At 44.9% G+C, this 12645-nt stretch carries 9 protein-coding genes, 1 tRNA gene and 1 pseudogene; 10 read left to right on the top strand and 1 reads right to left on the bottom strand.

Going from position 1 to position 12645, the window contains the following annotated elements; translation table 11 throughout:
* Positions 1-138 precede the first annotated feature (138 nt).
* The 4 genes from ABUA31_RS02280 (at position 139) to ABUA31_RS02265 (ending at position 6229) form a co-directional block, all read left to right on the top strand.
* On the top strand, positions 139-3372 hold the full coding sequence (locus ABUA31_RS02280; protein ID WP_349818415.1) for a glycosyl hydrolase 53 family protein: 3234 nt from the start codon (positions 139-141) through the stop codon (positions 3370-3372).
* 198 nt (positions 3373-3570) lie between these two features.
* Positions 3571-5028, top strand: a complete 1458-nt coding sequence (locus tag ABUA31_RS02275; RefSeq protein ID WP_055144107.1) for an NCS2 family permease — start codon at positions 3571-3573, stop codon at positions 5026-5028.
* A gap of 101 nt (positions 5029-5129) precedes the next feature.
* Positions 5130-5201 (top strand) — tRNA-Arg (locus ABUA31_RS02270).
* 47 nt (positions 5202-5248) lie between these two features.
* Positions 5249-6229 carry a hypothetical protein gene (locus ABUA31_RS02265; RefSeq protein WP_349818414.1) on the top strand — a complete coding sequence of 327 codons (981 nt, stop codon included), beginning with the start codon at positions 5249-5251 and terminating at the stop codon, positions 6227-6229.
* 48 nt (positions 6230-6277) lie between these two features.
* Here ABUA31_RS02265 and ABUA31_RS02260 read toward each other — a convergent pair whose 3' ends face one another.
* A complete protein-coding gene (locus ABUA31_RS02260) occupies positions 6278-6742 on the bottom strand; it encodes an Lrp/AsnC family transcriptional regulator (protein ID WP_349818413.1) in 465 nt (154 codons plus the stop codon).
* Between the two features lie 314 nt (positions 6743-7056).
* On the opposite strand from ABUA31_RS02260, the gene ABUA31_RS02255 reads away from it, so the two are divergent.
* The 6 genes and pseudogenes from ABUA31_RS02255 to ABUA31_RS02230 all read left to right on the top strand — a co-directional run.
* Positions 7057-7761 (top strand): pseudouridine synthase, encoded by a 705-nt coding sequence (locus tag ABUA31_RS02255; RefSeq protein ID WP_022216102.1) that lies wholly within the window; start codon positions 7057-7059, stop codon positions 7759-7761.
* 35 nt (positions 7762-7796) lie between these two features.
* The gene (gene ligA, locus ABUA31_RS02250; protein WP_349092987.1) at positions 7797-9833 is read left to right on the top strand and encodes an NAD-dependent DNA ligase LigA; all 2037 of its coding nucleotides are present in this window, start codon (positions 7797-7799) and stop codon (positions 9831-9833) included.
* 35 nt (positions 9834-9868) lie between these two features.
* Positions 9869-10777, top strand: coding sequence for a homoserine O-acetyltransferase MetA (gene metA / locus ABUA31_RS02245; RefSeq protein WP_015533508.1), 909 nt, complete (start codon positions 9869-9871; stop codon positions 10775-10777).
* A 420-nt stretch (positions 10778-11197) separates the two neighbouring features.
* Entirely contained in the window at positions 11198-11371 is a 174-nt protein-coding gene (locus ABUA31_RS02240; RefSeq protein WP_308936784.1) for a TnpV protein, read from the top strand.
* Positions 11372-11495: 124 nt separating this feature from the next.
* Entirely contained in the window at positions 11496-12209 is a 714-nt protein-coding gene (locus ABUA31_RS02235; protein ID WP_082418028.1) for a TetR/AcrR family transcriptional regulator, read from the top strand.
* 20 nt (positions 12210-12229) lie between these two features.
* Positions 12230-12645: pseudogene (locus ABUA31_RS02230) on the top strand (hypothetical protein); the annotation flags it as partial.

Below are 12645 nucleotides of genomic sequence, written 5' to 3'. Positions count from 1 at the left end.
GTTAATATATCACCATAAGGACAAACGGTTGCGCAACTGTTGATCAACATTACAAGGAGGAATACTTGTGATAATGCGGACGCCGCGCGAAGCGCATTGGAATGCGTCTGCGTAATATTACTTATTAGGAGGGCGTATATGAGAAGAAAGAGAATTGTAAAGCAGATTGGCTGTGCAGTTCTTGCAGGAGCGCTTATGGTAGGGCAGATCTTTGGATCGGAAGCTTCACTGATAACAGCGAAGGCTGCGGAGAGCTGGGTGGACACACTCAAGGTTGCAAATGGTGATTTTGAAACAGGTGACAGCAGTAACTGGACTATAGAGAGTGGATCGGGAGCTGAGCTTGTTGTAAAAAACGGTGGAAGTAATGTAAACTCCACATATTATCTTAATATCTGGGCTTCAGATGCGGCTGATGTCAGCATCACACAGACTGTAGAGGCTGTTCCTGCGGGAACATACAAGCTGGAGTATGATGTCGAGGGCGATGCCCAGGATACAGGGCTCACAGTATCTGTCGCTGATAAGTCACAGGCTGTTGGAGCCACGACCGGATGGGATGCATGGGCGACAAATGAGACAGAAGAGTTCGTTCTTGAGGATACAACTGATGTCAGCATTTCATTCAAGGGCAGTCTTGCCAAGGGATATTGGGGCAAGATAGACAATGTAAAGCTCTGCAAGCTTACAGACGAGGAAGATGTAGTTGAGCCTGTGGAGGCTGGAATATATGTGGACCGCGTGCGTGATCTCACATACACAGATCTGAACGGAGAGAAGCAGTCATTTATCGAGGGCGTAGACGTATCATCCTATGTGTCACTGAAGAACAGTGGAGTTAAGTATTATGATTTCGATGGCAACGAGCTGGATGATATCGGATACTTCAAGTTCCTTGCTTCATGTGGAATAAATTATGTGCGTGTCCGTGTATGGAATGATCCATATGATGCAGACAAAAACGGTTACGGCGGCGGTAACAATGATTTGGAGACAGCCAAGAAGATCGGACAGTATGCAACAGCAGCCGGAATAAAGCTTCTTGTGGATTTCCATTATTCGGATTTCTGGGCTGATCCTGGCAAACAGCAGGTGCCTAAGGCTTGGGCTGACTTCACTCTTGACGAGAAGGTAGCTGCAGTTAAGTCATACACATCAGAGAGCCTTAAGACTCTGCTCGATGCTGGCGTTGATGTCGGCATGGTTCAGATCGGTAACGAGACGACCAACGGAATATGTGGTGAGACTTCAAAGAACTGGGAAAACATGGCAAAGATCTTCAGCGCCGGAAGTGAGGCAGTGAGAGCCATCGACAAGAATATCCTTGTTGCCATCCATTTCACCAATCCTGAGAGAAGTGGCAATTACGCAAATTTTGCAAAGAGACTTAATACATACAACGTAGACTACGATGTATTTGCATCATCATACTATCCTGTATGGCATGGCTCAACAGACAATCTCACATCGGTTCTCAAGAATGTGGCAGACACATATGGCAAGCTTGTCATGGTGGCAGAGACATCATGGGCATATACACTGGATGATGGTGATGGACATGAAAATACTGTCAGAAAAGGTAAAGATGATTCTACAACTTATGATTTATCAGTTCAGGGACAGGCCAATGAGATAAGCTCCGTTATAAAAGCAGTAAAGAATACAGGTTCTTCAGGAATCGGTGTATTCTACTGGGAGCCTGCATGGCTTCCTGTAAATGTGTATGATTCATCTGCAGAGAATGCAGCAGACGTCCTTGCAGCCAACAAGGAGGCATGGGAGAAGTACGGTTCAGGCTGGGCTTCATCATACGCAGGAGAGTACGACGCAGCAGACGCCGGCAAGTGGTACGGCGGTTCAGCGGTTGACAACCAGGCACTGTTTGACTTCACAGGACACCCACTTGAGTCGCTCAAGACATTTGCCTATGTTCACACAGGAACAAAGACAAAGAGAGAGGTAGTCTCAATAACAGTTGATGATGTTGAGATCGAGATAACAGATATTGCAAATGTAGCTCTGCCGACTGCAGCAATAGTAGCTTACAATGATGGCAATTCAGAGAGCGCAGACATCACCTGGGAGGATGGAGCACTTGAGAAGGTAAAGAACTACGGTGCAGGAACATGTACTGTAAAGGGAACTGTGACAGTAAATGATGAGACTGTCGAGGTTCAGTGCAATGTAACAATATTAAAGGAGAACATCCTTGTAAATCCTGGATTTGAGTCAGGAAACGAGGGATGGACCATCGCTGATACAAGCAAGGGATTTGCAATCAAGACAAAGGAAGATTTTAGAAACGGTGCATATTGTGGTCACTACTACAATTCATCAGATTTTACATATGATGTATATCAGACCATCACACTTGAACCGGGAGAGTATGTGTTCAGCGCATATCTTCAGGGCGGTGCAAATGGAGATAACGATGTGTATGAGGTGTATGCAAAAGCTGGAGATACAGAACTCGCATCCGCACCTGCAGTCCCACAGGGCTGGAAAATCTGGCAGCATCCTGAGATTAGGTTTACAGTGGAAGAGACAACAGAGGTTGTTGTCGGAATGAGAGCAACCGCATCAGGTAAGGCATGGGGAACATGGGATGACGCATATCTCTACAAGGATGCGGATATCACACCGACACCAGATCCAAATCCAGATCCAACACCGGATCCAGATCCAACACCGGACCCAGATCCAACACCAGACCCAGATCCGACACCGGACCCGGATCCAACACCAGATCCAATACCAACACCGGATCCAGATCCAACACCAGACCCAACTCCTTCTATTGATACAAGCAAGAATGGTCTTGTGAAGGAGAATGGAAAGACCTACTTCTATAAGAAGGGCGTGGTTCAGGAGAATTACACAGGATTTGTCAGGAGTGCCGGAGTCAACTACTATGTTGTAAATGGCGTGGTAAAGACAGGATACAAGGGACTTGTAAGGAGCCCTAAGACGGGAAAAACATATCTTGTAAAGAATGGCAAGATTTATACAGCATACACAGGTTTCTACAGAAATTCAAAGGGACAGCAGTGTCTCATAATAAAGGGCAAATTTGCAGAGAGCAAGACAGCCCTTGTCAGAAGCACTAAGAATAAGAAGTATTACTATGTAAAGAAAGGTATAATCCAGTCAGGTTATACAGGCTTCTTCAAGAGTACCACAACAGGTGCTAAATGCTATATCTACAAGGGTGTATTCCAGTCAGGCAAGACGGGAATAGTAAAGAGTCCTAAGAATCACAAGAACTACTATGTGAAGAAGGGCAAGATCGCCACAGAAGTTACCGGTATAGTTAAGATATCAGGTTCAAGATATAAAGTAGTGAGAGGTCTTGTTGTCAAAAAAGTAAAATAGTACAGAGTAATACATATATACGATAGTCCGATTGGGGAATACCCGGCCGGACTATTTTATTATTTGTTTATATGTTATTTAATTTTTGTAAGGAACATTAAGAAATTATTTGAAAGTAGTTGAAAAAGTATCATTAAGTGATATAGAATGGATAAGTATTTGTTTATATTATACTAAAACGAGAAAAGGAGAGTAATCATGGACAAATTCTTCAAAATCTCAGAGCGTGGGTCTACAATCAAGACCGAGATCATGGCAGGACTTACAACATTCTTCGCCATGGCATACATCGTTCTGGTCAATCCAAATCAGGTTGCAGGAGAAGGCAGCAATGGCTGGCTGGCAGGGGCAGTTCCAGACATGGCTGGTGAGCTTGGTACAGTATGGAATGCTGTATTCATCGCATCTATTCTTGTTGCAATAGTGGGAACACTTCTCATGGCGTTCCTCGCGGACATGCCATTTGCACAGGCCTGCGGAATGGGACTTAACTCATTCTTCTGTACTATCTTCGTAGCTGGTGCAGCATTTGCAGGTGTGAGTGTTATCAGAGGTTATCAGGCAGGTCTGGTAATAGTATTGATATCAGGTCTCGTATTCCTGATTCTTTCAGTGACAGGACTCAGAAAGTACATTGCAGTTGCAATGCCTGAGTGCCTTAAGAAGTCAATTCCGGCAGGTATCGGTCTGTTCATAGCTCTTATCGGACTGAAGAATGCAACACTTATCCAGGACAACCCATATACATTTGTTCAGTTCTTTGATTTTCACGGTGTGATCACAAGCGCTGGCAGCACAAAGGAGGCTATTGCACAGATCGCACCTCCTATAGTAGCATTTGTAGGATTTATAATAATTGCGATCCTTGCAAAGCTTAATGTAAAGGGTAACATTATCATAGGTATCCTTGCATCTACAGTATTATATTATGTTATGATGCTTCAGGCACCTAACTTTGATTTCTCATCGATCGGACAGTCATTCAAGGATTTCGGTTCAGTCGGATTCCTCGGAGTGTTCCAGGGACAGGCATGGAAGGATGCATTCTCTGCTGAGTATATCGGCGGTGTGTTCTCAGCAATCATGCTTGTTGTCAGCTTCTGTCTGGTAGATATGTTTGATACCATCGGAACTCTCTATGGTGCAGCTTCCCAGGCTAATATGCTTGACGAGAAGGGTGACCCAATGAAGCTTGACGAGTGTATGATGTGTGACTCTATAGGTACTGTATCAGGAGCTATTCTCGGTACATCAACATGTACAACATTTGTAGAGTCAGCTTCAGGTATCGCTGCAGGTGGTAGAACAGGTCTTACAAGTTTGGTTACAGCAATCTGCTTTGCAGTATGTCTGTTCCTCAGCCCTGTTGCCAACATCATTCCATCATGTGCAACAGCACCAGCACTTATCTTCGTAGGTGTACTTATGGCTAAGAACTTTGCAAAGGTTGATATGGAGGATATGCGCTCAGCAGTTCCTGCATTCGTGACATTCCTTATGATGCCACTGACATACTCTATTTCAAATGGTATCGGTCTTGGCGCTATCACATATGTTCTTATCACACTGTTCACAGGCAAGTATAAGAAGCAGGATATCGTAGTGACGATTATTGCACTCTTATTTATAGTAAAATTCGTTTCGGTAACTATGTAATTATTTAGTGACACAAGAGAATTCAAAGCGTTCCCGCATATAAGTGCGGGGACGTTTTTTTATTTGCCAAAGTGAGTTTTTTGTAGTATCATACCAACTGTGTACCAGTAGCCAATCGGATACGGCAATGGCCTCCGGAGCCATGACGGGCGGTTCGACTCCGCCCTGGTACGCTTTTTTATACTCTGATATTTATTTCGTAAAAGGATGATATGCAGTGATGAAGAAGAAAAAGAATTTGGAAGCGGAAGAACAGAATATAGAAAATGAAGAGCCGGAGTTGGATGGGAAATCAGAGATCGGTGGAGATTCAGAGACAGATGATGACTTAGATGACAGTGAAGATTCGGAGCTGGCTGATAACTCAGAGCCCGGCGGAGCTTCAGAGGTTGAGGAGACCCCGGCGAGACAGAAAAGGCCGTATGAGGATTATGTCATAGAAGATCCTGAGGATATGGATGATGCACCGGATACCGGAGATATGTTCGATGATGAAGAGCTGTATGGCGATGACGATTATTTTGCCGAAGAGAAGGCAAAGACGCGGAAAGGCCGAAGAAGATCCAGACATGGCGGGATCTCTGGTGGCGTTCTTGCCTTGCTGTGGGCGGTATTTCTGATACTTGTCGGAGTCTATGTGTATGTATTTTTTATAAACGATAAGCTGTTCACAGAGAACATAACCGGAAGAGATAACACGGTGAGACTGGAGATACCAGACGGAGCAAATTACAGGCTGTGTACGATCGATGAGATAAATCAGCTAGTGAACAATTATCTTTTGGCGAGAACAAAGGCAGATCAGACGACACTTCAGAGACTGGTCACAGATCCGTCGGAATTTGACGACATGAAGAGCATTGAGATAGCAGCGGAGTATATAACGGCGTACAACAAGACCACCTGTTATATAGCCAACGGATATACCGCAGATTCGTATATCGTGTACGAATTATCCAATCTGATGATAAAGGATGTCAACTCGGAACCGCTCGATATAAGGTCGTTATATGTGACGAAACAGTCAGATGGAAGCTACAAGATCAACAATTCGGCTTTGTCTGACAAGGAGAGCTCGTATATCAACACCATCAACTCATCTGGTGATATACAGGCGATATATGAACATGTAAAAGAAAACAATGATTATCTGCTTAGAACGGATGAGACATTTAGAAAGTTCCAGAATATGTATAATTAAAGAAAACGCAGGCTTTATGCCTGCGTTTTCTGCTGAACAGCTATTTTGTTACATAGCCTCTGAAGAGTCTACAGTATCTGTGTCGATCAAAATCCCTCTGGTAGGAACCGGTGTGGAGAATACTATCTGTGTCTCTGTGCTGCCAAATCTCTGGAGCTGTCCGATAAATGAGTCGAGATCCATGGTATTAGGAAAGCAGACCTTCATGAGCATGGAGTGCGCACCGGTCACACAGTTGCATTCCAGTACATTTGGATATGCTTCAACAAATGGATAGAAGGTTGGCTTCTGTTTTGGATCAAGAGCCATGTGTATAAATGCTGTAATGTGATATCCGAGAGCCTCATGGTTGATGCTTGCGTGATATCCGGTCAGTATTCCTGCTTTCTCAAGTCTCTCTATTCTTGCTGAAACTGCCGGCGAAGAAAGGAAGACTTTGCTGGCCAGATACTTGAGTGGGGTTCTGGCGTTGCCCTGTAAAAGATGAATGATTTTTCTGTCGATGTTATCCATAATATGCACTTCCTTTTCCTAAAATAAAAAAAGGTGCGTTTCCGAAGAAACACACCTTTGCGTTTGCTTAAATATACATTAATTGATAAAAAAAATCAAGGACTTTTACAAAATTAATTTAACTGAATCTTTGCTGTGGGTTATACATGGTGTGATGAATGGTTCACAAAATGAAAAATAAATGGTATGATGGTTCTGCATATTGGTTAGAATTTACTGGCCTTGGTCTGGCTGATACATAGTGTATGCTGACCAGAAATTAGAATGTGAGATATGTATTAACAATATAGGAAAATAATAACAGAGGAAAGATTATGGCGGATGGAATAAGACTTAACAAATATCTCAGTGAGGCGGGCGTGTGCTCAAGGCGCGCTGCGGATACACATATAGAGAATGGAAAGGTTACGATCAACGGAGAGACTGCAGTCATGGGTCAGAAGGTCATGCCCGGGGATGTGGTGACATTCATGGGCAGGAAGGTTCAGCAGAAGGATAGGACAGTGATCCTGGCATATAATAAGCCGATAGGACTTACCTGTACAGCGAGTAAGGCTGATCCAGACAATATATTTGATCACATAGATTATCCGATCAGACTTCAGTACGTGGGAAGGCTGGACAAGGACTCCCAGGGTCTACTTCTTCTGACAAATGATGGTGATCTGTCAAATGCCATCCAGAAGTCGGTGAACAACCATGAGAAGGAATACAGAGTGCGGGTGAACCGTGAGATAACAGAGGACTTCATCAGGAAGATGTCGGAAGGAGTGCCTATACTTGATACAGTGACAAAGAAATGTAAGGTGCGAAAGATAGATGACAGATCATTCATGATAGTGCTGACACAGGGTCTCAACAGGCAGATCAGACGAATGTGTGATGCATTGGGCTACAGGGTAGTGAACCTGAAGAGAGTCAGGGTCTGCAACGTGAAGCTTGGCAATATGAGACCTGGAGAGTTAAGGGAGCTCAGCCGCGAGGAAGAGGCAGAGCTGAGACGGATAGTGGGGATGTAGTAGAGAGTGTATATAGGATTTTTTGTGGGGTGTGTATGGAAGATATTAGTAGAAATACCAGTGAAAATATTAAAGAAAATAATGACATCAGTGGCAATAACGATAATGGCAAGATAGCCAGAATTAAAGAACTTGTAAAGCAGCTCAACGATGCTGCAAAGAAATATTATATGGAAGATACAGAGATCATGAGCAATCTGGAATATGATGCTCTGTACGATGAGCTGAGTGCCCTGGAGAAAGAGACCGGGATGGTCATGAGCAACAGCCCGACGGTCAAGGTAGGATATGAGGTCGTCAGTGAGCTGCCGAAGGAGGCTCACGAGCATCCAATGCTTTCTCTTGACAAGACAAAGGATGTAGGTGCTCTTGCGTCATGGCTTGGCGGTCAGAAGGGCGTAATATCCTGGAAGATGGACGGACTCACAGTTGTTCTCACATATGAGAACGGAGAGATGATAAAAGCGGTTACCCGTGGAAATGGTGAGATAGGCGAGGTCATCACGAACAATGCGAAGGTATTTGCAAATGTACCTCATCACATCCCGTACAAGGGCAAGCTGACGATCAGAGGCGAGGCGGTCATCAAATACTCGGATTTCAATGCGATAAATGAGAAGATAACGGATGCGGAATCTAAGTACAAGAACCCGCGAAATCTGTGCAGCGGCTCAGTGAGACAGCTCGATAACAAGATAACAAAAGAGAGAAATGTACATTTCTTCGCTTTTAATTTAGTGGACGGTGAGGATGTGGACTTCCACAATTCATTCAAATATCAGCTTGACTGGTTGGAGCAGCAGGGATTTACCGTGGTAGAACACTACCTGACAGACTCGGCGGCACTTCCTGATAAGGTGAGGGAATTTTCAGAGAAGATAACGGAGAATGACTTCCCATCGGATGGTCTGGTACTCATGCTGGATGATCTGGCATACGGAAGGAGCCTGGGAACCACAGCCAAGTTCCCGCGAAATGCCATGGCGTTCAAATGGGCGGACGAGGAAGCGATAACCCACCTCCGCTATGTGGAGTGGAGTCCATCAAGAACTGGACTCATAAACCCGGTTGCTGTATTTGACCCGGTGGAGCTCGAGGGAACAACAGTAAGCCGTGCCAGCATACACAACGTCAGCATACTTAAGTCATTGGCGCTGGGCGAAGGTGATGAGATTGCAGTGTACAAGGCGAATATGATCATTCCGCAGATTGCAAGGAATCTAACCATGAGTGGTAACGTGGTCATACCGGCTGCGTGTCCTGCATGCGGAGGAGAGACTGAGATAGTGAGGGAGGAAGGCGGTGCAGTGTCAGGAGTTGAGACTCTGTACTGCACAAACCAGTTCTGCCCTGCGAAGAAACTTAAGTCATTTTCACACTACGTGTCCAGAAATGCGTTGAATATAGATGGACTCTCAGAGGCGACCATAGAGAAGTTCATAGATGAGAAGATCCTCGAGGAGCTTCCTGATCTGTATAAGCTTGCGGCTCACAGAGAACATATAGTTGAACTTGAGGGATTTGGCGAGAAGTCGTACAACAAGCTTGTGGCTGCGGTGGACGCATCCAGACAGACGAACATGTGGCGTCTTGTCAATGGTCTCGGCATTGCAAATGTCGGAGAGGCGACAGCCAAGCTCATGGCAAAGCATTTTGCAAATGATATGGATGCCATGAAGAAGGCAGATGTGTCAGCATACGTTGAGATAGACGGAATCGGTCAGGTTATAGCAGAGGATATAGTCAGATACTTTGAAAATGAGAAGAATTGTGCTATCATAGATAGGTTGATGGTTGAGCTTACGTTTGTGGATGAGGTTTCTGATACGGAGCAGGATCTGGCGGGCAAGGTGTTCGTCATAACCGGTTCGCTCACCCATTTTGACAACAGAAATCAGCTCAAGGAACTGATAGAGAGCAGAGGAGGTCAGGTTACAGGTTCTGTATCTGCCAAGACCTCATATCTTATAAATAACGATGTGAATTCTACATCATCCAAGAACAAGAAGGCAAAAAGCCTTGATGTGCCTATCATATCTGAGGAGGATTTCTTAGAATTGATTGGACAGTAGGAGTAACTGTAGTAAATGGAAAGGAATGAATAGAGATGCCGATAAGAATAGATGATGATCTGCCGGTTAAGAAAACATTGGAGGACGAGAACATATTTGTCATGGGAACAGGAAGGGCGCACAGCCAGGACATAAGACCCCTTGACATCCTGATACTCAACCTCATGCCGCTGAAGGAGGATACAGAGCTGCAGCTCATGCGAAGCCTGTCAAACACCCCACTTCAGGTGAACATCACGCTTCTTAGAACCATGTCCTACGAGTCCAAGAACGTGACAAAGGGACACCTTGACAGATTCTACGAGGATTTTGACAGCGTAAAGAACCGCAAATGGGACGGTTTCATCATAACCGGAGCACCTGTTGAAAAGATGGAATTTGAGAATGTTGACTACTGGGATGAACTCCGCGAGATCATGGATTGGTCCGAGACAAATGTCACATCGACCATGCACATTTGCTGGGGCGCCCAGGCGGGACTCTACTACAGATACGGTGTGCAGAAGTTCGACCTTCCGCAGAAACTGTCAGGCATATACGAACATCACACCTTCCACAAGAGAACACCGCTAGTCCGCGGTTTCGACGATGTATTCTATGTGCCACACTCAAGATATACCGGTGTGTCCAAGGAGGACATTGTAAACAATGATCACCTTGAGATCGTAGCCGAGTCAGATGTGGCTGGCCCGTACCTCATAATCGGTGACGGCGGCAAAAACATATTTGTCACAGGACACCCTGAGTACGACGTGCTGACCCTTGACCAGGAGTACCACAGAGACCTTGGCAAGGGCCTGAATCCACAGATTCCGGTGAACTATTATCCAGACAACGACCCGGAAAAGAAACCAGTGAAGAAGTGGAGATGCCACGCGAATACTTTGTATGCGAATTGGCTCAATTATTACGTTTATCAGCTCACACCGTATAAGTGGGATTAGAAGCCGGTGAGACCGCATAAAATCTAAGGATTTAAGCCAAATGCGTTACATATCAATAAAGACAAAAATGTATGTAAAATGATGTGATTTTCCATAATTTAATGACTTTGTGGCGATTAATTGGTGTTTTTTTAAACGGCGTTAGGCAGGGAAGATATTAAATATAAAATTAAAACACAGCACTATGTAGATGAGTTGTAGTTATCTATGTAGTGCTGTGTTTTTCGTTGTGATTTCTTAATCTATAGTATTTAGAAAGGCGAGTAATGCCTCTCTTTGTACAGAGTTGAGTCTATATATTCTGGTTGACAGTGGATCATTGATTAGAACCTTATTATCATCATCAAAAAAATCCCTTAATGAAATGTCAAGTGCTTTGCACAATTGGAAAAGAACTTCTATTATCACCGTAAGCAATCCGTGCAGAAAGCCGGAGAAGCAATATTTTCTCGGCTGGTAAAACAGTTTTCCGAAAAAGAGGGCGTAACGGAAGCCCTCAAAGCGGAAAATCAAATGCTGTGGGTGCAGAGGATGAACAACAGACGGCGGCTTTTCCTTTTCAGGCAGTATTCAATAAGTCATAAAGTTCCGTGAGTAATGGAAGAAGCCAGCGTTTGCGGAAATGTCACAATTTACGGAGGTAAAGTTTCAAATTCCACTTGCCTTTTTGCACTTGTTATGATATTATTAGTATGCGTACTAGGATGCTCAAAGAGAGGTGATATATTTGCGGAGAGACAGCAGTGAAACAAAGAGGAAAATACTGACCGTGTGCGTCCGTCTCTTTTTGGAGCAGGGGTATAAAAACACCTCTGTCAGTCAGATTGTGGATGAAGCAGGTGTTGCAAGAGGAAGCTATTTGAATTTGTTTCCTACCAAGGACAGAATTTTGCTGGAATTGACCGAAACGATGTTCGGCGGACAGTTCGGCGTGGCAAGAAGCATTGCAGACAGCAAGCTGCCGCCGGTTTACGCTTATGCGGTGGAAACGGCGATTCAACTGACACTGACCGAGTTGAACGAGAACCTGCGGGAAATCTACATCGAAGCCTACTCCCTGCCCGAAACATCGGAATATATTTACCTGCATACCACAGCAGAGCTGAAACAGATTTTTGGTGAAAAATTTCCCGATGATACCGAGAGCGACTTTTACGAGATGGAAATCGGCACGGCGGGACTGATGCGCAGCTATATGGCGAGAAAATGTGATATTCATTTTCCGTTGGAACGCAAGCTCAGCCGCTTTTTGACGGCGGCTATGCGGGTGTATCGGGTACCGGAGGCAGAGCAGGCAAAGGTGCTTGCCTTTATTCAATCACTGGATATCAAGGCAATCGCCACCGAGGTAATGTATAAGCTGTTCGCCATGTTGGAAATGAAATATGACTTTAAGCTGTCAAAGGACAGCAAAGGAGAGGAGACTATATGAATAAGAAAATTTTGAGCGTTGTGCTCATACTGTGCCTGATGCTGGCTGTTATGCCTATGACGGCATATGCGGCGGATATTGCGTTATGTACTAAATGCGGCCAGAGACAAACGGTAAGGGTGACTCGTCAATACGCAAATGATAAATGGCATCGATGCGATCTTACATGCACGGTGTGTGATAATACATGGGATTACTGGGAGTCACACATATGGAGCGGAACGGCGACTTGCACAAGCGGAAGGACATGCACGCTTTGCGGCGGATCTTCCGAACCGCTTGGGCACGACTGGGGCGCTTGGACGCAGAACAGCGATGAAAAGACCCACACTCGAATCTGTAAGCGTGACACCAGCCATACGGAAACCGAGAATTGCCACGGCGGCACGGCGACCTGCATCGCCAAGGCTGTCTGCACGGTCTGCGGCGGCGAATA

Origin of the sequence: Coprococcus sp. RTP31081st1_H1_RTP31081_211007 (genome assembly GCF_040227275.1) — a bacterium.
Lineage (GTDB): Bacteria > Bacillota > Clostridia > Lachnospirales > Lachnospiraceae > Coprococcus > Coprococcus aceti.
The sequence above is the reverse complement of the archived record's forward strand: the minus strand, read 5'-3'. Positions and strand labels throughout refer to the sequence as shown.